General features: G+C 44.3%; 16 protein-coding genes. 12 read left to right on the forward strand and 4 right to left on the reverse strand.

All coding sequences use genetic code 11. The features are described 5' to 3' along the window. Window positions 1–21: 21 nt before the first annotated feature. Entirely contained in the window at window positions 22–708 is a 687-nt protein-coding gene (gene ung, locus G5B11_RS08875) for a uracil-DNA glycosylase (protein ID WP_173727731.1), read from the forward strand. A gap of 21 nt (window positions 709–729) precedes the next feature. After that, window positions 730–2352, forward strand: coding sequence for a putative polysaccharide biosynthesis protein (locus G5B11_RS08880; RefSeq protein ID WP_173727732.1), 1623 nt, complete (start codon window positions 730–732; stop codon window positions 2350–2352). An 85-nt stretch (window positions 2353–2437) separates the two neighbouring features. On the opposite strand, the gene G5B11_RS08885 is transcribed toward G5B11_RS08880, so the two are convergent. Both G5B11_RS08885 and fliB read right to left on the reverse strand, forming a co-directional pair. Further along, on the reverse strand, window positions 2438–6679 hold the full coding sequence (locus G5B11_RS08885) for a 2-hydroxyacyl-CoA dehydratase (protein WP_173727734.1): 4242 nt from the start codon (window positions 6677–6679) through the stop codon (window positions 2438–2440). A gap of 211 nt (window positions 6680–6890) precedes the next feature. Beyond that, a complete protein-coding gene (gene fliB / locus G5B11_RS08890; protein WP_173727736.1) occupies window positions 6891–8039 on the reverse strand; it encodes a flagellin lysine-N-methylase in 1149 nt (382 codons plus the stop codon). Between the two features lie 187 nt (window positions 8040–8226). On the opposite strand from fliB, the gene tgt reads away from it, so the two are divergent. From tgt to G5B11_RS08935, 9 genes are all read left to right on the forward strand, one after another. Further along, window positions 8227–9381, forward strand: a complete 1155-nt coding sequence (tgt, locus tag G5B11_RS08895) for a tRNA guanosine(34) transglycosylase Tgt (RefSeq protein ID WP_173727738.1) — start codon at window positions 8227–8229, stop codon at window positions 9379–9381. A 161-nt stretch (window positions 9382–9542) separates the two neighbouring features. Continuing rightward, window positions 9543–9839, forward strand: coding sequence for a preprotein translocase subunit YajC (yajC, locus tag G5B11_RS08900; protein WP_158420237.1), 297 nt, complete (start codon window positions 9543–9545; stop codon window positions 9837–9839). 209 nt (window positions 9840–10048) lie between these two features. Then, window positions 10049–11134, forward strand: a complete 1086-nt coding sequence (gene leuB, locus G5B11_RS08905; RefSeq protein WP_173727740.1) for a 3-isopropylmalate dehydrogenase — start codon at window positions 10049–10051, stop codon at window positions 11132–11134. Between the two features lie 27 nt (window positions 11135–11161). After that, complete coding sequence (ilvD, locus tag G5B11_RS08910; RefSeq protein ID WP_173727742.1) at window positions 11162–12835, forward strand: dihydroxy-acid dehydratase; 1674 nt, start codon at window positions 11162–11164, stop codon at window positions 12833–12835. A 33-nt stretch (window positions 12836–12868) separates the two neighbouring features. Next, window positions 12869–14560: a biosynthetic-type acetolactate synthase large subunit gene (ilvB, locus tag G5B11_RS08915; protein WP_173727744.1), complete on the forward strand. Its 1692-nt coding sequence runs from the start codon at window positions 12869–12871 to the stop codon at window positions 14558–14560. Next, window positions 14544–15626: a 3-phosphoserine/phosphohydroxythreonine transaminase gene (gene serC, locus G5B11_RS08920; RefSeq protein ID WP_158420241.1), complete on the forward strand. Its 1083-nt coding sequence runs from the start codon at window positions 14544–14546 to the stop codon at window positions 15624–15626. Before ilvB ends, serC begins: the two co-directional genes overlap by 17 nt. Then, window positions 15626–16789: a phosphoglycerate dehydrogenase gene (locus G5B11_RS08925; protein WP_173727746.1), complete on the forward strand. Its 1164-nt coding sequence runs from the start codon at window positions 15626–15628 to the stop codon at window positions 16787–16789. Before serC ends, G5B11_RS08925 begins: the two co-directional genes overlap by 1 nt. A gap of 3 nt (window positions 16790–16792) precedes the next feature. Continuing rightward, a complete protein-coding gene (locus G5B11_RS08930; RefSeq protein WP_173727748.1) occupies window positions 16793–17926 on the forward strand; it encodes a M20/M25/M40 family metallo-hydrolase in 1134 nt (377 codons plus the stop codon). Continuing rightward, entirely contained in the window at window positions 17923–18546 is a 624-nt protein-coding gene (locus G5B11_RS08935) for a peptidase C39 (protein ID WP_158420244.1), read from the forward strand. Before G5B11_RS08930 ends, G5B11_RS08935 begins: the two co-directional genes overlap by 4 nt. Before the next feature lie 93 nt (window positions 18547–18639). On the opposite strand, the gene G5B11_RS08940 is transcribed toward G5B11_RS08935, so the two are convergent. Beyond that, a complete protein-coding gene (locus tag G5B11_RS08940; RefSeq protein WP_173727750.1) occupies window positions 18640–19614 on the reverse strand; it encodes a carbohydrate kinase family protein in 975 nt (324 codons plus the stop codon). Window positions 19615–19887: 273 nt separating this feature from the next. Here G5B11_RS08940 and glgB point away from each other — a divergent pair, with 273 nt between their 5' ends. Continuing rightward, window positions 19888–22095, forward strand: a complete 2208-nt coding sequence (glgB, locus tag G5B11_RS08945) for a 1,4-alpha-glucan branching enzyme (protein WP_173727752.1) — start codon at window positions 19888–19890, stop codon at window positions 22093–22095. A gap of 238 nt (window positions 22096–22333) precedes the next feature. On the opposite strand, the gene G5B11_RS08950 is transcribed toward glgB, so the two are convergent. After that, a complete protein-coding gene (locus G5B11_RS08950; RefSeq protein ID WP_173727754.1) occupies window positions 22334–23455 on the reverse strand; it encodes an endonuclease/exonuclease/phosphatase family protein in 1122 nt (373 codons plus the stop codon). Between the last annotated feature and the right edge of the window lie 302 nt (window positions 23456–23757).

Below are 23757 nucleotides of genomic sequence, written 5' to 3' on the forward strand. Positions count from 1 at the left end.
CTATGAGAGAGAGGTAGGAAAATGGGGGCAATTTCAGGCGCATGGCTGGAAGCACTGAAAGATGAATTTCATCAGCCGTATTATGCTAAACTGTATAAGACTGTAATGAATGAATATCAGACAAGAAAAATATTTCCACCGCCGCAGGATATGTTTAATGCTTTTGACTTTACACCACTGGATCAGGTAAAGGTGGTGATCCTGGGACAGGATCCATATCATAATGATGGGCAGGCCAATGGCCTTTGTTTTTCTGTGCGTAAGGACGTAGATATCCCTCCGTCTCTGGTCAACATTTATAAAGAACTGCACAACGACTGCGGATGCTATATTCCGGATAATGGATGTTTGGAAAAGTGGGCCAGACAAGGGGTGTTGCTTTTGAACACAGTACTTACAGTACGCGCTCATCAGGCTAATTCCCACAGAGGGATCGGATGGGAGCAATTTACGGATGCGGTGATCCGTACACTGAATGAGCAGGACAGACCCATTGTGTACCTGTTATGGGGCAGACCTGCACAGACCAAGCAGTCTATGCTTGACAATCCAAAGCAGCTGGTTTTGACTGCTCCCCATCCCAGTCCTCTGTCTGCATCCAGAGGCTTTTTCGGGTGCGGCCATTTCAGCAAGACAAATGAATTTCTTGAGAAAAACGGACTTTCCCCCATTGACTGGCAGATCGAGAACGTTTCTGCCGGGGAATAAATTTAAAGGAATATAGATACTATGAGTAAAAAGAACGATAATACACTTGTAAAAAATGCATCTTTTCTTATGGTGGCAGCACTGATCTCCAAGATTATTGGAATGCTGTATAAAAGCCCTTTGTCCAGTACTCTGGGAAGCAACAGCTATGCAATGTTTTCCTATGCACAGAATATTTATTTTATTCTGCTGATGATTGCATCTTTTAGTATTCCGCAAGCTGTATCAAAGATCATGGCTGAAAAGATCGCGTTTAAACGATATAAGGACGCACAGAAGGTTTTTAAATGTGCTTTGATCTATGTATCTCTGGCAGGCGGAGCTGTTGCACTATTATGTTACTTTGGGGCTCCTATACTGGTACCTGATTCCATGTCCGGTGCAAGACTTCCTCTTCGCATGCTGGCACCTACTATTTTTCTGTCCGGTATTCTTGGCGTATTCAGAGGATATTTTCAGGCCTACCGAAATATGATGCCTACTTCCCTTTCACAGATCATTGAACAGATTTTTGTGGCTGTGATGGCGCTTGCGATGTCAAGAGTTATGATCAGCCATTTCAGCGGACAAAGTGATGTGGTTGTTCAGTCCTGGGGAGCTGCAGGTGCTACGATGGGTACAGGTGCAGGTGTGTTTTCAGCACTGATCTTTATGCTTCTTGTTTATCAGCTTAACCGGAGAACGATTAATAAAAGGATTCAGAATGATCATGCTTCCGAAAGCAGCAGCACAGGGGATGTGATGCGGAATATTATCCTTGTGGTAATGCCTATTGTGCTCAGTGCGTTTATTTACAATGTAAATGGAACCATTAACAGTTATATGTATTCTGGTATTGATGGACTGAAGGGATTGGATGACCATACTATTCAGACTATGTATGCAGAGTACAGCTTTTATATGACTTTGATCAATATTCCTCTTACTCTGGCAAGTACAGCACCGACTTCCATGATCCCTGAAGTATCCGCTCATTATGCAATGCGTGATATGAATGGAGCAAGAGAGAAGATTGATAAGGCCACCTGGCTGAGTATGTTTATTTCCATTCCCTGCTCTGTTGGGCTGGCAGTGCTTGCAGGACCTATCACAAGACTTTTGTTCCCAAGGACCAATGGTGTGGCAGGGGAGCTGATGATCCTTGGCGTGATCACCATTATCCTGAATGGCAATTCCAATATTTCCAATGGTGTGCTTCAGGGAATCGGAAAGCCGAATATTCCTATGTTCCATGCAGCTATTGCTCTTGTGGCAGATGTGATCGTGATGGCTGTGCTGATGTTTGTTACAAATCTTGGGGTATATACCATTGTGATCGCAATGATCGTGTATGCCATTGTAATGTGTATTTTAAATGAACGGGCGATGAAGCAGTACATGGGTTATAAGAATCCATGGAGAAAAGCCTATCTGTATCCGCTGCTGGCAAGCGTACCGATGGCAGTTGCAGCCGGTGGGGTTTACTATCTGGTATATGCAGTAGTTCATTCTAATGTGATCAGTCTTGGGCTGGGCGTGCTTGCAGGTATGGCAGTGTATTTTGTATTCTATCTGAAAGTAAGTCATCCTTCTGATGCAGAGTTTGCCATGATGCCGGGAGGACGTTATCTGAAAAAGATGGCTGTGAAATTCAGACTGGTATAAAAGAAACAAGATAAAGAAAGACAGGCAATAAAGAATAGCAGAAAAAACCAGGAATCACCTGCAGGGCGATTCCTGGTTTTTTGCTTCAGGCTTCTTTATCCTGTTGTTTTTTCAGGTTTTTCTGGGCTGTGGAAAGCATCAGCTTGATACGGTTCAGTTGGTTTACTTCGCTGGCTCCTGGATCATAGTCAATGGCAACAATATTTGCTTCCGGATGTTCCCTACGGATCTCTTTAATAACACCCTTTCCTACGATATGGTTAGGCAGACAGCCGAAAGGCTGGATGCAGACAATATTTGGAACATCACCGTGGATCAACTCCATCATCTCTCCTGTAAGGAACCAGCCTTCACCGGTCTGGTTACCGGCAGAAACGATAGGCTCTGCCATCCGGGCAAGATCACGGATATCTGCGGTAGGATGGAAGTGCCGGCTCTGGGCAAGGGCTTCATTAGCGGCTTTACGCATCCAGTCGATAGCCTTTATTCCTACATTGCCCCAGAAAGCTTTGGATTTCTTAAAGCCAAGGTTGTCTGCTTTGAAATTCTGGTTATAGAAGCAGTAGCTCATAAAGTCGATCAGATCCGGAACAACCGGCTCCGCACCTTCAGACTCCAGAAGGTCTGCCAGATGATTATTGGCAGCAGGAAGAAATTTGACCAGAATCTCGCCTACAATACCTACTCTTGGTTTCTTTTCATCACTGATAGGGATGGTATCAAAATCATGAACCATTTCCCTGCACATTTTCTTGAACTGACTGTGACTTAAAGAACTTCCGGATACAAAGGCAATCACTCTCTGCTCCCAGATTTTGTGCTTTCTGTTTACGATTCCCTTTTCAAGCTCATATGGACGCATCCTGTAAATACATTTCATCAGGATATCACCAAATACAGCTGCATAAACGACGGCTTTTACAAGGGGATATGTAAGCTTAAAGCCAGGATTGCTTTCCAGACCGCTTAAGTTCAGGGAAATAACCGGAATCTGTTCCATGCCGGCTTTTTTCAGTGCCCTGCGGATGAAGGCAATGTAATTGGAAGCACGGCAGCCACCACCGGTCTGAGTCATGACTACGGCTGTTTTATTCAGGTCATATTTACCGGAAAGAAGGGCATCCATGATCTGGCCTACTACGATCAGGGAAGGGTAGCAGGCATCATTATTTACATATTTCAGGCCTACATCTACAGCATGCTTATTGTCATTCGGAAGGATCTCCAGATGATAGCCGTTAGCATTAAAGGCAGCCTGAAGAAGTGAAAAATGTACCGGTGACATCTGCGGGCAAAGAATGGTGTAATCCTTGCGCATTTCTTTTGTAAATACTACCTTTTCGATAGAGGAAGGCTGAATCTGGCGAGGTTTTTTCTGTGCATCCTTTGCACGAAGTGCTGCCAGAAGAGAGCGGACACGGATCCTTGCTGCTCCCAGATTATTGACCTCATCGATCTTCAGACAGGTGTAGATCTTGTCATTCTTATCAAGAATCTCATATACTTCATCAGTGGTAACTGCATCCAGTCCGCACCCAAAGGAATTCAGCTGGATCAGATCCAGGTCATCTCTTGTCTTAACAAAGTTGGCAGCTGCATACAGACGTGAGTGATACATCCACTGGTCGTTCACACGGATAGGACGTTCTACAGGAACCAGGTGGGATACAGAGTCTTCTGTCAGTACAGCTACACCATAGCTGTTGATCAGATCCGGGATGCCATGGTGGATCTCCGGGTCGATATGGTATGGACGGCCTGCAAGAACGATGCCTCTGTGGCCTGTTTCTTCCATATATTTCAGTGTTTCTTCCCCTTTGCGGCGTACATCTTCACGGACAGCAGCCATTTCCGCCCAGGCTGCATGGGCTGCGGCTTTTATTTCATTTGCAGGAATATCCTTGAAGATTTCTGTCAGACGTTTGGTAACGATCTCTTCAGAAGTCAGGGAAAGGAACGGGTTCATGAACTTAATGGAAGGATCATGAAGCTCATCCACATTGTTTTTGATATTTTCTGCGTAAGAGGTAACGATGGGACAGTTGTAGTGGTTGACTGCATCTGGGAATTCGTTCCTCTCGTAGGGAATACATGGGTAGAAAATGAATTTTACGCCATTTTTCAGTAACCAGCTTACGTGACCATGAGCTAACTTGGCTGGATAGCATTCTGATTCACTAGGGATAGATTCGATACCAAGCTCATAAATCTTACGCGTGGAAGTTGGAGAAAGCACTACCTGGTACTTCAGCTGTGTAAAGAAGGTAAACCAGAAAGGATAATTCTCAAACATATTCAGCACACGGGGAATACCTACCTGGCCACGTTCTGCCTTGTCTGCAGATAATGGCGCATAGGAAAAGATCCGTTTGTATTTATATTCATAAAGGTTTGGAATGTGGTCCTTGTTCTTTTCTTTGCCGATACCACGTTCACAGCGGTTGCCGCTTACGAACTGACGGCCACCACTGAATTTGTTGATAGTAAGTCGGCAGTTGTTGGTACACCCATGGCAGTTAGCCATAGCTGTAGTATATTTTAATTCGTTGATCTTCTGGATGGAAAGCATGGTGGTTTCTTTGCCTTCCTGATAACGTTCCCTGGCAATAAGGGCAGCACCAAAGGCACCCATAATACCAGCGATATCCGGTCGGATAGCTTCACAGTCTGCAATACGTTCAAAGCTGCGAAGTACTGCATCGTTATAGAAGGTACCTCCCTGTACTACGATATGGCGTCCAAGCTCTGTTGCATCGGAAACTTTGATAACCTTATAAAGGGCGTTTTTGATAACAGAGTAGGCAAGACCTGCGGAAATATCAGCAACAGATGCCCCTTCCTTCTGAGCCTGTTTTACTTTTGAATTCATGAAAACAGTACATCTTGTACCAAGGTCAATGGGATGTTCTGCAAAAAGAGCGGCTTTTGCAAAATCCTGTACAGAATAGTTTAGGGATTTGGCAAAGGTTTCAATAAAAGAGCCGCAGCCTGAGGAGCATGCTTCATTCAACTGTACGCTGTCCACAGTATGGTTGCGGATCTTGATACATTTCATGTCCTGCCCGCCGATATCCAGGATACAGTCAACATCTGGATCAAAGAAAGCAGCTGCATAATAATGGGAAACAGTTTCTACTTCACCTTCATCCAGAATCAGGGCTGCCTTAATAAGTGCTTCACCATAACCGGTGGAGCAGGAGTAGGCAATGTGTGCATCCTTTGGCAAAAGAGAATAAATCTCCTGGATAGAGCGTATGGCTGTTTTTAACGGGCTGCCGTTATTATTACTGTAGAAAGAATAAAGAAGGGTGCCATCCTCGCCTACAAGTGCAGTCTTAGTGGTGGTAGATCCTGCATCAATGCCCAGGTAACAATTGCCTTTGTAAGAGGACAGATCGCTTTTTTTGACCTGATAAGCACTTTGACGCTGATTGAAGGTATCATAGTCATCCTGTGTGGCAAAAAGAGGCTCCATACGTTCTACCTCAAAGTCCATATGTATGGATCCGTGGAGCCGGTCCTTTAACTGGGTAAGGGATACGGAAGTCTCTTCCTTTGCATTCATGGCAGATCCCATGGCTGCGAAAAGGTGGGAGTTCTCAGGCAGGATGGCATGTTCATCATCCAGCTTCAGAGTACGGATAAAGGCCGCCCGCAGTTCGGAAAGAAAGTGGAGAGGGCCGCCAAGGAAAGCTACATGTCCACGGATCGGCTTTCCGCAGGCCAGGCCGGAAATGGTCTGGTTTACCACTGCCTGAAAAATGGAAGCAGAAAGGTCTTCTTTGGTAGCGCCTTCGTTGATCAGCGGCTGGATGTCTGTTTTTGCAAAAACTCCGCATCTGGCAGCGATAGGATAGAGGGCTTTGTAATTCTTAGCATATTCATTCAGACCTGTAGCATCTGTCTGCAGAAGGGAAGCCATTTGGTCAATAAAGGAGCCTGTACCTCCTGCACAGATCCCGTTCATACGCTGTTCAATATTGCCACCTTCAAAATAAATGATCTTGGCATCCTCGCCGCCAAGCTCAATGGCAACATCTGTCTGAGGCGCAATCTTCTGAAGAGCAGTGGAAACTGCAATGACCTCCTGGACAAATGGAATCTCCAGATGGTTGGCCAGTGTGAGACCGCCGGAACCAGTGATCACCGGATGGAGAGTCAGCTCTCCAAGTTTGTCATAAGCCTTCTGTAAAAGGTCTGCAAGTGTTTCCTGGATATTGGCAAAATGACGTTCATAATCTGCAAACAACAAGGTTTCGTTTTCATCAAGGATCGCAATCTTGACAGTGGTAGATCCAATGTCAATTCCCAAGGTGTATTTACTCATAAAATTAATATAAGCCTCCTCGTTTTTCGTAAAAAATATCAAAGGCTGATGAACGGGATATCCCTCATCAGCGGAATCTGTGTGATCATACGTTTGCTTTGTAAAAATGCGTTTCATATTATTATACGATATGGGTAAAAAATACGCAACGGACAACTTTCACAAAAACAGTGGCAGGGAAAGGTGGAAATATGGTAATGGAAATCATGGATCAGCAAAGAATTTTTAAAAGTTTTCCAAAGGAAAAAGCAGGGTGCTGGTCCAAAAGTTCTTCCATTTTGTTCAGGTTTGGGTCTGAATGCTCCAGTTCTCTGGAAAAAAGATAACAAATCCGGATCTGATCCTTAAGAGCAAGGGGCTGCCTGGATTTCTGGTACATACCTACACTTAAGTCCTGGATCATCAGAGTACACACAAGGGCAAGCTTTACTTTGGCAAAAATCTGGTCATCGTATACTGCACCACAAAAATAGGTATATAGCCAGTAAAGTACCAGCTGTTCAGCCTGAATCTGCCATTTTGGCATGGTTTTCTTAAAATCCTTATATAATTGCAGGATTTCCTGGTCATTGTATTTTGTATGAAAGATCAGGTTTTCTTTTAAAAAGCTGTGCCAGGAAGGAGAAAGTACTTCCATCTCAGGTATCAGAATGCTCCAGAAATCACGGATCAGTTCCGGGGGGGATTTGCTATCGTCTGACCACTGTTTAACTTTTTCCAGAAAATCCGGACCGGTTCCGGTTTGGATATGTTTTCTGCGTATGCCTTCCCAGCGGTACAATTCATTTCTGTCAAGGCATAGCTGAAAATCATGTCCCATGGCCAGAAGCTTCAGAAGGCGGGCATTCAAAGATATACTTCTGTCCTGCAAAATGGATAACATCTGCTCACGGGTATCCATCAGCTCAGTAAAGAGAAGATAATCAAAAGAATCATAAGTTTCTTCTGAAGATGGTTTTTCTTTTGTGATAAAGGCTATAGGCTCCTGCCTGGAAAGAAGCAGCCTGGCGGCCTCTGGACAGGAGAGGGAAAGAGATAATTCACGAAGCCCTTCAAATTCTTCGATATGTCTGGGATACTTGCGGCAGGTATCACACAGCATGTGCGGACCCGCTTCGGCGTAAATGTCACACAGGTTTTCTTCATTTAAAAAAGCACATCTGTGATGGTATTGGCGGAAGACCTGTTCGTTCCAGTTAATATCATTTTTCAACCGGTTTGCGAATGGACCTTTATGGTGAGAATACCGTTTCAGGCTTTTTTTATCAATCACAATCTGCCATCCGGCACAACAGGTAGCCGGACATTCTCCTGCGATACAGGAAAACTTCTTATAAAAATCAGGTGCTGTAATCTGCATATATCTGACCTCTTTTTTGGTAAATTTTCTGCAGGCTATTATACCTTTTTGAAAGGCCAGGTGCAAGCAATTACAGAACAGGCTGGAGGAAAATAAGTAATTCTTGTTTTTTTTATGTATTCAGGATATAATTGCCAGATAGGCGGGACTTTTGTCCCTAACAATATTAGAAAAAAGGGAGCAGCATATGGCTGAATACAAAATTTTAAAAACAGAAGGCCGGGCGAAGAGAGCAGAATTTAAAACTGTTCATGGTACCATCCAGACGCCGGTCTTTATGAATGTAGGTACGGTAGGGGCGATCAAAGGGGCTGTATCCACCATGGACCTGAAAGAGATCGGCACACAGGTAGAGCTGTCCAATACTTATCACCTTCATGTACGTACAGGAGACAAGCTGATCAAAGAATTTGGAGGCCTTCATAAGTTTATGGTCTGGGATCGGCCTATCCTTACAGACTCCGGTGGATTCCAGGTGTTTTCCCTGGCAGGACTGCGTAAGATCAAAGAAGAAGGGGTATATTTCCAGTCTCATATTGACGGACATAAGATTTTTATGGGACCTGAAGAAAGCATGCAGATCCAGTCCAATCTGGGGTCTACTATTGCCATGGCCTTTGACGAGTGTCCAAGCAGCGTAGCAGACAGAGGTTATGTACAGCGTTCTGTAGACCGGACCACCAGATGGCTTGCAAGATGCAAAGAAGAAATGCAGCGTTTGAACAGTCTTGAGGACACGATCAATAAAGAACAGCTGTTATTTGGTATCAACCAGGGTGCTATTTATGAAGATATCCGTAAGAATCATGCAGATGCCATTTCACAGATGGATCTGGACGGTTATGCAGTAGGTGGACTGGCAGTAGGAGAAACCCATGAGCAGATGTATCATATTCTGGACGAAGTGGTTCCCCATCTTCCACAGGATAAGCCTACTTATCTTATGGGCGTAGGAACGCCTGCCAATATCCTGGAGGGCGTGGAAAGGGGCATTGATTTCTTTGACTGTGTATATCCCAGCAGGAACGGCCGTCATGGTCATGTATATACCAACCATGGCAAGATGAATATGTTTAATTCAAAATACGAGATGGATCCACGGCCAATTGAAGAAGGATGTCAGTGTCCGGCCTGCCGTCATTACAGCAGAGCTTATATCCGCCATCTTCTGAAAGCAAAAGAGATGCTTGGTATGCGGCTTTGCGTACTGCACAATCTTTATTTTTATAACCATCTCATGGAAGAAATCAGGGACGCACTGGATGCAGGAAACTTTGCAGAATATAAGAAAATGCGTCTGGAAGGCTTTGAAGAGGGCAGGATCAACAGTAAAAGAGGATGATTTAGTTATTTTTAAAGGATGATTTAGTTATATTAAAAAAATAACTTGATGAAATTATGTATTTTGTGTATGATATACTTTAGGCTTCGGTATGAATAAAGAAGAAGCAGGGTGCCGGGGTTTGGGACCCGTTATAACAAACGCACAGGAGGTATTTTTAAATGGACCAGAGCAGTGGAATGGGACTTGGTTTTACTATCGTATGGCTGGTAGTCCTTTTCGGAATTATGTATTTTCTGATGGTAAGACCACAGAAAAAGGAGCAGAAGAGAATCCAGGCTATGCTCAATGACATGGCAGTAGGAGACAGTGTGGTAACAACTGGTGGCTTTTATGGCGTGATCATTGATATGACAGACGAGGATGTGATCGTAGAATTCGGTAATAACAAGAACTGTCGTATTCCAATGAGAAAGCAGGCTATTGCTGAGGTTGAAAAGGCCGAGCAGGCAGAATAAGTATGAAATTAGAAGGCGGCAGCTCCTGGTGAGTCTGTCGCCTTTTGTTTTGCAACACTCTGTTGTGTTTTAGATTTTTGAGTCTGTTGACTTTTACACTTTAACAGTCTGTTGTCTTTTATGCTTTAATAGGTTGAAATCTGTTGAAAAGTGCGTTATTATAATGACAATTACCTGTCCAAGGCAGGAGAGTAAGAGAGGAAATTATTATGAATTATAACATTTCGCTGATTCCGGGAGATGGGATAGGACCGGAAATCGTCTCTGAGGCAAGAAAAGTTCTGGACAAAGTATGCGAAGTTTACGGACATACTTTTTCGTATTCCAAGGTGCTTCTTGGGGGAGCATCTATTGATGTACATGGTGTGCCTCTTACAGAAGAAGCCATTGCAACAGCAAAAGCATCAGATGCAGTACTTATGGGTTCTATTGGCGGAGATGCAAAAACATCACCCTGGTACAAACTCGAACCATCCAAACGGCCGGAGGCCGGACTTCTGGCTATCCGTAAGGCACTGAATCTGTTTGCCAATTTAAGACCTGCATATCTTTACAATGAATTGAAAGATGCCTGCCCGCTTAAAGAGCAGATCATCGGGGACGGATTTGATATGATCATTGTAAGGGAACTGACAGGAGGCCTTTATTTCGGAGCAAGAAAAACTACCGAAGAAAATGGGGTAAAGACAGCAGTAGATACTCTTTCCTACAATGAAAATGAGATCCGCAGGATTGCTATCAAAGCTTTTGATATTGCTATGAAACGCCGCAAAAAAGTAACAAGCGTAGATAAGGCAAATGTACTGGATTCTTCCAGATTGTGGCGAAGTGTTGTGGAGGAGGTCGCCAGGGATTATCCGGAGGTAACGCTGGAGCATATGCTGGTAGACAACTGTGCAATGCAGCTGGTACGTGATCCTAAGCAGTTTGATGTGATCCTTACAGAGAATATGTTTGGAGATATCCTTTCAGATGAAGCCAGTATGGTGACAGGCTCGATCGGAATGCTTTCTTCAGCCAGCTTAAATGAGACAAAGTTTGGTCTTTATGAGCCCAGCCATGGTTCAGCACCTGACATTGCAGGCCAAAATAAAGCCAATCCTATTGCAACGATCCTGTCTGCAGCTATGATGCTGCGCTATTCCCTGGATCTGGACAAAGAAGCAGATGCAGTAGAGGCGGCAGTACAGAAGGTACTTACAGACGGATATCGTACAGGAGACATTATGTCAAAGGGCTGTACCCTTGTTGGAACAAAAGAAATGGGCAACCTGATCGCAAAAGAGATCCGGTGATCCGTTAAGATAAAGGAGAGAACAGATATGAGAAGCGATGCAGTAAAGAAGGGGTCCCAGCAGGCACCTCACCGTTCACTGTTTAATGCACTTGGAATGACTAAGGAAGAAATGGAAAGACCATTGGTAGGTATTGTTAGTTCCTACAATGAGATCGTTCCGGGACATATGAATCTTGATAAGATCGTAGCTGCTGTAAAGCAGGGAGTAGCAATGGCTGGCGGTACACCGGTTGTTTTCCCGGCAATTGCTGTCTGTGATGGGATTGCTATGGGACATATAGGGATGAAATATTCCCTTGTGACAAGGGACCTGATCGCAGATTCTACAGAGTCCATGGCCCTTGCACATCAGTTTGATGCACTGGTTATGGTGCCTAACTGTGATAAGAATGTACCGGGACTTCTCATGGCAGCAGCCAGGATCAATGTTCCTACTGTATTTGTCAGCGGAGGGCCTATGCTGGCCGGTCATATCAATGGACACAAAACAAGCCTTTCCAGCATGTTTGAGGCTGTAGGTGCATATGCAGCGGGCAAGCTGGACGAGGAAGGCCTTACAGAATATGAGAACAAAACATGTCCTACCTGTGGTTCCTGTTCCGGTATGTATACTGCCAACAGCATGAACTGCCTGACAGAGGTTCTTGGCATGGGACTTAAGGGCAACGGTACGATCCCTGCTGTATATTCTGAGCGTATCCGTCTTGCAAAGCATGCTGGTATGCAGGTTATGGAAATGTACAGGAAAAATATCCGCCCCAGAGATATTATGACAAAAGAGGCATTACTGAATGCTTTGACTGTAGATATGGCACTGGGATGCTCTACAAACAGCATGCTGCATCTGCCAGCTATTGCCCATGAGATTGGTTGGGATTTTGATATCAGTTTTGCAAATGAGATCAGTGAAAAAACACCAAACCTGTGCCATCTGGCTCCTGCAGGTCCCACCTATATGGAAGACCTGAATGAAGCTGGTGGCGTATATGCTGTGATGAACGAACTGAATAAAAAAGGACTTCTCCACACAGAATGTATGACTGTTACAGGAAAGACGGTAGGTGAAAATATTAAGGACTGCATCAATCTGAATCCGCAGGTGATCCGCCCAATTGACAATCCTTACAGTCAGACCGGAGGACTTGCTGTACTAAAGGGAAATCTTGCACCGGATGGCAGTGTTGTAAAGCGTTCTGCAGTTGCACCCGAGATGATGGTACACGAAGGTCCGGCAAGAGTATTTGACTGTGAAGAAGATGCTATTGCTGCTATCAAAGGCGGAAAGATCAATGCAGGTGATGTGGTTGTGATCCGTTATGAAGGACCAAAAGGCGGTCCGGGCATGCGTGAGATGCTGAATCCTACTTCTGCAATTGCAGGTATGGGACTTGGCTCATCTGTAGCACTTATTACAGACGGACGGTTCAGCGGTGCGTCAAGAGGTGCATCTATTGGACATGTATCACCGGAAGCAGCAGTAGGCGGACCGATTGCTCTTGTAGAAGAGGGTGATATGATCTCCATCAATATTCCGGAGCTTTCCCTGAGTCTGAAAGTATCAGAGGAGGAACTGGAAGCAAGAAAAGCAAAATGGCAGCCAAGAGAGCCAAAGGTTACAACCGGATATCTTGCAAGATATGCAGCAATGGTAACATCCGGCAACAGAGGAGCCATTCTGGAAGTGCCAAAGGCAAAATAAAAGAAATACGATAAGGCAGCAGGAGGAATAAACATGCAGCTTACAGGTGCTGAGATCATTATAGAATGTCTTTTGGAACAGGGTGTGGACACTGTGTTCGGTTATCCGGGCGGAGCCATCCTGAATGTATATGACGCCTTGTACAAATACAGCCATAGGATCAGACACGTACTTACCTCCCATGAGCAGGGAGCGTCCCATGCAGCAGATGGTTATGCCCGTGCTACCGGCAAGGTAGGTGTATGCCTGGCTACATCCGGACCAGGAGCTACCAATCTTGTGACAGGTATTGCAACTGCGCAGATGGATTCTGTGCCGGTGGTAGCCATTACATGCAACGTAGGTACAGCCCTCCTTGGGAAGGATTCTTTCCAGGAGGTGGATATAGCCGGGATTGTTATGCCGGTAACAAAACACAGCTACATTGTCAAAGATGTGACAAAACTTGCGGATACCATCCGTAAAGCTTTTGAGATTGCAGGCAGCGGGCGTCCGGGACCTGTTCTTGTGGACGTTCCAAAGGATGTAACAGCAGCATCCTGCGAATATATCCAGCATAAGATCACAAAACCGGAACCAGTGACAGGTACCATTCGCAAAGAGGATGTAGAGCAGGCCGTTCAGATGATCAGCCAGTCTAAGAAGCCATTTCTATTTGTTGGCGGCGGTGCTGTGATCTCTGATGCATGGCAGGAAGTAAGAGAGCTTGCCCACAGGATCCAGGCACCTGTATGCGACAGTCTGATGGGAAAGGGTGCTTTTTCAGGCGAGGACGATCTTTACACAGGACCAGTTGGAATGCATGGCACCAAAACATCCAATTATGCTATGTGTGAATGCGATCTTTTGATTGCTCTTGGCACAAGATTCAGTGATCGTGTAACCGGAAATACACAGACCTTTGCACCAAATGCAAAGATCCTTCAGATCGATATTGATGCAGCAGAGATCAACAAGAATGTTCAGGTGGATGCCTGTGTAACAGGAGACCTGAAAATGGTTCTTAAGCAGATCCTTGAAAAGCAGGAAAAAATGGATCATTCCCAGTGGGTGGCACATATCATGGAAATGAAAGAAAAGTATCCGTTGAATTATGATCATACCCAGCTGACAGGCCCTTATGTGATTCAGAAGCTTTATGAGCTGACTGGTGGAGATGCAATTATTTCTACTGATGTTGGACAGCATCAGATGTGGGCAGCACAATATTTCAAATTTAAAGAGCCAAGGACATTCCTTACATCCGGAGGCCTTGGGACTATGGGCTATGGCCTTGGGGCAGCCATTGGTGCCCGTATGGGATGTCCGGATAAAACTGTTGTGAATATTGCGGGAGATGGATGCTTCCGCATGAATATGAATGAGATTGCCACAGCTGTACGGTGCAAAAAGCCACTGGTACAGATTGTGTTAAATAACCATGTTCTTGGAATGGTGCGCCAGTGGCAGACACTGTTTTATGGACAAAGATATTCCCAGACCATTCTGGATGATGCGGTGGATTTCGTAAAGCTTTCAGAAGCAATGGGGGCAAAGGCAATCAGGGTTACCAGGACAGAAGAAGTGGAACCGGCACTTAAAGAAGCTCTTTCCAGCAAGGGAACAGTGGTTCTTGACTGCTGGATCGACCAGAATTTAAGTGTATATCCAATGGTTCCCGCAGGTGCAAGCCTGGATGATGTATTTGACGAGGAGGATATGAAAGAAAATGAGCAGAGTATTTAATTTTTCAGCTGGTCCGGCAGTTCTTCCAGAAGAGGTTCTGAAAGAAGTTGCTGATGAGATGTTAGACTATAATGGAACTGGCATGTCCGTTATGGAAATGAGCCACAGGAGTGCTGCCTTTCAGGAGATCATTGATACAGCAGAAAAAGACTTACGGGATTTGATGAATATTCCTGATAATTATAAGGTGCTGTTTCTTCAGGGAGGTGCTTCCCAGCAGTTTGCCATGATTCCTATGAACCTGATGAAAAACAAAGTAGCAGATTATATTGTTACAGGACAGTGGGCTAAAAAAGCATATCAGGAAGCACAGAAATATGGAAAGGCTAATAAGATTGCATCTTCCGAGGATAAAACCTTTTCCTACATCCCGGATTGTAGTGATCTTCCTATCAGTCCGGATGCAGATTATGTATATATTTGCGAAAACAATACCATCTATGGAACAAAATACAAAAAGCTTCCAAATACAAAAGGGAAAACACTGGTGGCAGATGTTTCCTCCTGCTTCCTGTCAGAGCCGGTAGATGTAAGCAAATACGGACTGATCTATGGTGGTGTACAGAAAAATATCGGACCTGCAGGCATGGTGATCGTGATCATCCGTGAGGATCTGATCTCAGAGGATGTACTTCCGGGAACACCTACCATGCTTACATACAAAACACATGCAGACGCAGGCTCTTTATATAATACTCCTAATGCTTACTGCATTTATGTATGCGGAAAAGTATTCAAATGGTTGAAATCCATGGGCGGACTTGAGGAAATGAAGAGACGTAACGAGGAAAAAGCAAAGATCCTTTATGACTTCCTTGACAGCAGTTCTCTGTTTAAAGGCACAGTTGTGCCAGAGGACCGTTCCCTTATGAATGTTCCTTTTGTTACCGGAGATAAGGAAATGGATGCAAAATTTGTAAAAGAGGCTACAGCCGCAGGCCTGGTAAACTTAAAAGGCCACAGAACTGTAGGCGGTATGCGTGCCAGCATTTATAATGCAATGCCGAAGGCTGGGGTAGAGGCTCTGGTTGCGTTCATGAAGAAGTTTGAGGAGGAAAATAAATAATGTATCAGTTTCATTGTCTGAATCCGATTGCCAGTAAAGGTCTGGATATTTTTGATGAGAATTACCGTAAATCCGATACAATGGAGGACTGCAATGCAATTTTGGTCCGCAGTGCCAAAATGCATGATATGCAGCTTCCTTCCACAGTTTCCGTGATCGCAAGAGCCGGAGCCGGAGTTAATAATATCCCGGTAAAGGAATGTGCAGAAAAAGGAATCGTTGTTTTCAATACACCAGGCGCCAATGCAAATGGTGTAAAAGAACTGGTTCTGGCAGGTATGCTGCTTGCATCCCGTGACATTGTAGGCGGTATTGAGTGGGTTCAGAAGGAAAAAGATAAAGAAGATATCGATAAGCTGGCTGAGAAGCAGAAAAAACAGTTTGCAGGCTGTGAGATCATGGGCAAAAAGCTGGGTATCATAGGACTTGGAGCGATTGGCAGCATGGTTGCAAATGCAGCCACAGGCCTTGGCATGGAGGTTTATGGATATGATCCTTATCTGTCTATTGATGCAGCTTGGAATCTGTCCAGAACCATTCATCACAGCAAAACACTGGATGAGATCTACAGCCAATGTGATTATATTACCATTCATGTTCCACTTCTGGATACAACTACCAGAATGATCAACCAGGAAGCATTTGCAAAGATGAAAGACGGAGTTGTAATCCTGAACTTTGCAAGAGACCTGTTAGTAGATGAGGATGCACTGATCGCAGCTCTTGACAGTGGAAAAGTAAAGAAATATGTGACAGACTTTGCAAATCATACAGTAGCAGGCCACGAAGGCATTCTGGTTACTCCTCACCTGGGAGCTTCCACAGAGGAGTCCGAGGAGAACTGTGCAGTGATGGCAGTGAAGGAAGTGCGTGATTTCCTTGAAAACGGAAACATCAAAAACTCTGTGAACTTCCCCAATTGTGATATGGGCACCTGTGTGGCAGTTGGCAGAATTGCGATTACCCATAAAAATATCCCAAATATGATCAGTCAGGTAACTAAGATCCTTGGAAGTGAAGGATTGAATATTGCAGATATGACCAATAAGAGCAAAGGTGAGTATGCATACACTCTCATTGATCTGGAAAGTGCAGCTTCCCAGGAATCACTGGAAGCACTGGAAAGTATTGAAGGTGTTTCAAAAGTAAGGGTTGTAAAATAATCCATGAATACAAAAGAATGCAGATCCCGGATAGTAGATGAATTTATTGAACTCACTCAGATTGATGCAGTCAGCTACCGGGAAAGAAAAATCGCAGATGTACTGAAAGAAAAGCTGCTGCAGCTTGGGTTTGAAGTACAGGAGGATCAGGCCGGTACTGCTTATGGAAGCAGTACCGGGAATTTATATGGATTTTTAAAGGGGAGTCTGCCTGGTGGGGCGATTCTCCTTTGTGCGCACATGGATACTGTGGAACCAGGACTTGGAAAGCATGCTGTATTTCATGAGAATGGCAAGATCACTTCCTCCGGAGACACCATTCTGGGGGCAGATGATGTATGCGGACTTGTGGAGATCCTGGAAGCTGTGCGGATCCTTAAGGAAAAACAGATTCCTCACAGGGATATAGAGGTGGTTTTTCCTATTGCTGAAGAGGTATTCATTAAGGGAACCGATCAGCTTGATTTTACAAAGTTAAGGGCAAAAGAGGCTTATGTGCTGGATTTAAGTGGTGCCCCTGGATCAGCAGCCCTGCGTGCCCCTTCCCTTATTTCTTTTTCTGTTACAGTAAAGGGAAAAGCAGCACATGCAGGTTTTAATCCGGAAAAAGGAATACATGCCATTCAGATCATGAGCCAGGTGATCGCTGGTCTTCCTATGGGACATGTTGGAGATGATACCACTTTTAATATTGGTACAGTAGCAGGTGGAAAGCTTGTGAATATTGTGCCTGAGGAATGTACCTGTAAAGGGGAGATCCGCAGTTACAGCCATCAAAAAGCCTTGGAATTGTTGGAAAAGATAAGGGCTTCCTTTGAAAAAGCAGTCAGGGAAAAGGGAGGAAGCTTTTCTATGGAGCATGAAGTAAACCTTCATGCTTATGAAACTGACAGAGAAACGCCGGTTGTGAAACGGTTTGAAAGAGCCTGCGAAAGGCTGTCTCTGCCGTGCACATTGACCGAAACCTTTGGTGGCAGCGACAATAATAATTTTGCTTTACACGGAATTTCGGGGCTTGTGATCTCCTGTGGCATGTACCAGTGTCATTCCACTTTGGAATATACGTATGAGAAAGATCTTAAGACGGGTGCTGCACTGGTAGCTGCGCTTGTGTCAGAAAGGGAAACAGAGTTATGAAAACACCTCTTCGTTATCAAATGACTGAATATGATTGCGGGCCAACCACAATGATGAATGCCATCAGCTGTCTTTTTGACAGAGAGGATATTCCGCCGGAAATCGCAAGAAATATTATGCTGTATTGTCTGGATTGTTATGGAGAAGGAGGTGAACCTGGGAAAAGCGGTACCTCCAGGATGGCTATGCTTTTTTTAAGCAATTGGATCTGCCAGTTCGGACGGATCGGGAATCTTTCCATCCGTACCAGATACCTTTCCGGCAGCTGTGTTTATATCGGACCGGAAAGCAGGATCAATGATGCCCTTCACAGAGGAGGGGTAGTAGTATTGCGTCTGTTTTATGAAGTGGAGCATTACGTACTTCTTACAGGAGAAAAAGACGGTCTGATCTATATGTTTGATCCTTATTATGAGGATGAAAATACATATGAAGAGGATGATATCCTGATGGTGGATGATCATCCCTGTGAATATAACCGTTTGGTACCAGCAAAGTACTTTAATTGTCAGGGATGTTCTACCTATGCACTGGGTCCGAAAGCTGACAGGGAGGCAGTTCTTCTTTTTAATTCAGAAACAGAGCTTACACCTGAAAAAACCATTGAATATTTTATCTGATGAATATCAGGACAGGATTTAAAATAAGGGCGTGTGAAAATGAGATACCATTTTCACGCGCCCTTTTGACGGCTATAATGGGAATTTAAAAGCTTAACGGCCTGATGAAGCAATAAATTCCAGCACTTCTTCACGGCTGGGCATCACTCTTAAAGCTCCTTTTTTGGTGGTAATGAGAGATGCTGCTCCGTTGGCAAAGGTAAGCATTTCCGTAAGATTCTCTTCTGTAAGGTCTGTAAGTCCATGATCCAGCACGTAATTCAGCATACTTGCACAGAAAGTATCTCCGGCACCTGTAGTCTCAATGGTGTTCTCCTGAAGGAAAGGAGCCACTTCTACACGAAGGTCTTTGTAATAAACACGGCTGCCTTCCTTGCCAAGGGTGATACATACAAGAGGAATATTGTATTTCTCACGGATCAGGGTTGCACCTTTGTCATAATCGGTAGTGCCAAAAAGAAATTCAACTTCATTATCAGAAATCTTCAGCACATCGCACTTGGTCAGACCATACTCGATCTCACGCTTTGCATCATCCAGGGATTTCCACAGAGGTGGACGCAGGTTAGGGTCAAAAGAAATGATACAGCCAGCTTTTTTTGCAAGATCGATGGCATATCGTGTGGCTTCCCTTACACCTTCATGAGTGGAGGAAAGGGTGCCAAAATGAAAAATACGGGAGTTTGCGATCAGATCACTGGAAATCTCCTCTTTTTTCAACATCATGTCTGCACCTGGATTACGATAAAAAGAGAAATCCCTGTCTCCATCCGGATAGGTGTGAACAAATGCCAGTGTGGTATGTACTTCTTCATCGGTTATAAGATTATCAGTATTAATGCCAACTTCTTCCACGGCCTTGCGAAGCTGGTCACCAAACATGTCTTTTCCTACTTTTCCAATGAAGGCTGTTTTCTTGCCAAGGCGTTCCAGCATGGCAAGTACATTACAGGGAGCACCACCTGGGTTGGCTTCCAGAAGAGGATTCCCCTGGGGGCTGATGCCGTTTTCTGTGAAATCGATCAGCAGCTCGCCTAAAGATGTTACATCATAAAGTCTGTTTTCCATAAAGAACCTCCTAAGTTCAAAATAGTCAGTTTCACCCATTTGGGAAACTGCAGCAACTGCTCAATAGGAAGTAACCCGCAAGGGCACTGAACAGTTACAAACTGTAAACAGTGTATCCCAGAGGTATTTTTTTGTCAAATAAATTCCTTCTTTTTTCTTCCTTTATTTTTAGTGATAAAGATGGTAAAATTATGTACAGAAACAGATTTTCGTGCAGGGAGATATCCCTGTAGAATAATACACAGAAAAGAATACAGCGAAGGAGCGAAAAATATGAACGAGAAAGCATATAGTTATATGGACTGGCCCAGGATCGAGGCGATTGTGTATGCAGAGGAGGCATCCCCAAAGGATGTGATGAGTCCAAGACTTACACCGGATGGAATACTTATCCAGGGCTTTTTCCCGGGGGCAGAGGAAGCCGCCGTTCTTGTTGGAAATAAAGAATATCCTATGGAACAAGAGGATGAGGCAGGATATTTTGCTGCAATGATCCCAGGACGGAAGATCCCTGCTTATCAGTTCCGTGTAAAGACAGGGGGAAAAACAGAAGTTTTCTATGATGCGTATGCTTTTCCGGGAATGCTTACAGAAGAGGACGAAAAGGCTTTTGTAGCAGGCGTATATTACAATGCTTATGAGAAATTAGGAGCGCATCCGGTGATAAAGGATGGCATAGAGGGCACCAGCTTTGCGGTATGGGCACCTAATGCTGTGCGTGTCAGCGTAGTAGGAGATTTTAATCACTGGGATGGCCGCAGGCTTCCTATGCACAGGATGCCCATGTCTGGTATTTTTGAATTGTTTGTTCCAGGAGTTCAGCCTGGAGATATCTATAAATATGAGATTCTGGTAAAGGGTAAAGGGACACATTTGAAGGCAGATCCATATGCCAACAGGGCAGAACTGCCAAGAGCCTGCGGATCTGTGGTAGCAAAAGTAGATGATTTTGTATGGAATGATCAGGCATGGATGGCAGACAGAAAGAAATATGCAGATCGTGATCAGCCGGTTTCTATTTATGAGACAAGCCTGACCAAATGGAAAACAGCTGGAGAACTGGTGGATTTTGTATCAGATCTTGGCTATACCCATGTAGAACTTCATCCGGTTATGGAATATATGGAGGATCAGACAGACGGGTATTCAACCTCTTCCTATTTTGCACCTACTTCCAGGTTTGGCACTCCTGAGGATTTCCAGAAGCTGGTGGATGCTTTGCATCAGAAAGGCATTGGTGTGATCCTGGACTGGACTCCTGCCCAGTTCCCCAGATATGAGGGCGGACTGGAGAATTTTGATGGCACACCTCTTTACGAATTAAAGGATCCTGCTGCAGCAGTCCATCCTATATGGGGCACGCTGCTTTACAATTACGAAAGCCCTATGGTGAAGGATTTCCTGATCTCCAATGCATGCTTCTGGATGGAAGTTTATCATGTGGATGGGCTTCGCTTGGACGATGTGGACGCTATGCTATATCTGGATTTTGGCCGGAAGGCAGGAGAGTGGCAGCCGAATATGTACGGCTCCAATGAGAATCTGGCTGCAATTGAATTTCTGAAGCATTTGAATTCTATTACAAGAAAGAGAAATCCGGGTGTGCTGCTTATTGCCCAGGAGGACGGATTATGGCCTGAGCTGACGGACAGTGTGGAGAATGACCATCTTGGATTTGATTATAAATGGAGTGGTGGATGGACAAGGGATTTCCTGTATTATCTGGCTGTACCGCCGGTAGGCAGGAAGAACTGTCATGATCAGCTGACCCTTTCCAGTGTTTATGCATATTCTGAGCATTATATCCTTACTCTTGGCCTGCGGGATGTGGGAGATCTGGAGGAATTTAAGAACCGTTTGCCAGGGTCTGACCAGGAGAAGGAAGCACAGGTCCGAGAGGCATATGCTTACATGATGCTTCATCCGGGATGCAAGATGAATGCTCCGGATCCGGATATGTCATCTGCACTTCAGGCATGTGTCAGGGATCTGAATCAGGTTTATACACAGCATCCTGCTCTGTATCGTATGGACAATGATTATGATGGATTTGAGTGGATCCAGCTGATGAAATATGATGAGAATGTGATCACCTTTATCCGCAAAACTGACAAGCCGGAGGAAACATTGCTGGCTGTATGCAATTTTGCAGGAATCCCATATAAGGATTATCAGACAGGTGTTCCCTTTGCCGGAAAATATAAAGAGATCTTTAACAGTGATGACAAGAAATACGGTGGAGAGGGCAAAACAAATCCTAGGATGAAACGTGCCAAAAAAGAGGAATGTGATGAAAGGGATTATTCTATCAAGCTTACCCTTCCAGCCCTTGGTGTAGTGATCATGACCTGCACGCCTGAAGAAGAAAAGAAGCCTGTGAAAGCAAAGAAGGCAGCTGTAAAGAAAACTGCGGTAAAGAAAACTGCAACAAAGACTACGGCTGCAAAGAAGACAACAGCAATAAAGAAAAAATTATCATAAGGGATTTATAAGTTAAAATACAGAAGGCATTACAGTTACAGGTTTTGTAATTGTAATGCCTTTTTTTCTGACGCTGTTTTACGATAGCTGGAAGCTATAATGTGAATATATATTTTTAAATGCATATCCAAAAGGAGCAGGAATCTGCAGCAGGGTTTCTTAAATGGGGAAGAAGATTTTTCTGGTTTTCACTTTTGATCCTTACAATAGCGGGGGTGTTGCTGTTAAAACCGGAAAATTAATTTAGTGAAAATTCCATATAAACAGGATCATGGTCAGAATAGGAATAGCCTGTATTCAGATCCTCATAAGAGCCCATGGTGATATTATCTGAGAAAATAAACCCATCCAGAGTAACTGTATAGCTGGCATCCGGGTCGTATGGAATGTCCGTGTTTCTGGAAGTGTTCCACAGGTCAGCTTTTTCCTGCTGAGATAAAAGATCCATACCAAAGGTAAAATGCTCCGGCAGTTCTTTTCTTGGGAAAGGGTAGGCCCAGGAGTGGTGCTCACTTGTATCGTCCTCTGAGGCTTTCAGGTCATGATTGAAATCCCCGCCGCATAGTACATAATTGCCGGCCTGATATTCTTTTTCCATGTCCTGGCACAGCATCCGGATCTGTCCCTGACGGATCTGGTCGTCGTTTCCATAGGCAGACATGTGCAGGTTGAAGACCACCAGTTCCTTGTCATTGTCTACCGGAATCCTGGAAATGCTGTAGCACCTGTCAAGATCAAAAAATTTCTTAAAGGTTGTAGCAATGGGAAAGCTTCTTCTTAAAGAGGAAGTCACCGGGTATCTGGAAAACAGGGTGATACCGGATCGGCTTTTGCCATGGGGCTGAGTCAGCGGGTAAAAAAGAAAGGGTGAATCATAATTCTGGGCGAACACGGAATAATAATCAGCAAATGTGTCTTTCAGGATATCATATTGGTTTACATGATAGCTTCTTGTAGAATTAAGATCTACTTCCTGGAAGAGGACAAAGTCAGGATTTTGGGATGCAGCAAAATTTCCGGCACCGTTGATGTTTGACTGGACATTTTCTTTGCTTTTAGCCCAAGAGGACTTACCGCCATCCATAAAAAAGCTGAAGTCAGGGGAATAAGCTCCAAAGCCAACATTGTAGGTAAGGGCAGAATAGGTCTGGCCTGTGGTCAGAGATGCTGTCTGTGCCTGTTCTGTTGGGGCTTCAACAGCCAGTTCCTGGTTGTCAGGGATCCTGTGGTAGGCTGCGTAAAGGTAGATCACATAAGCCAGAAGAATGACCAGGATCGCAGTCAGGATGCCAAGAGGGATCTTGACCCATTTGGACAGTTTCTTTTTAGAAGCGTGGGGTATTGATGATTTCTTTTTCATAAGGTACCTCGTTGTTTGATTAATTTGGTGGTGAATATTTCATGGTATTGTCAAACAATATGCATGATATTCTGTAATTGGATTATATTGAGAATAAAGAAAAAAGTCAACTGTGTGTGCAAAGCACGGAACAAAGCTTGGAACATTCCGCGTAATCAGGATTTCGGTGCTTTGACATCAAAATTATTTCTGTCCGCTTCCTTATAATAAAAAAACAACTTGACAAACAAGACAAAAGCATTTAAACTCCTGTCTTTGACAGTTACTAAACAAAAAGAATCGCTGTACCTCTTGATTTTACT

This window comes from Blautia glucerasea (assembly GCF_013304385.1).
Taxonomy (GTDB): Bacteria; Bacillota; Clostridia; order Lachnospirales; family Lachnospiraceae; genus Blautia_A; species Blautia_A ammoniilytica.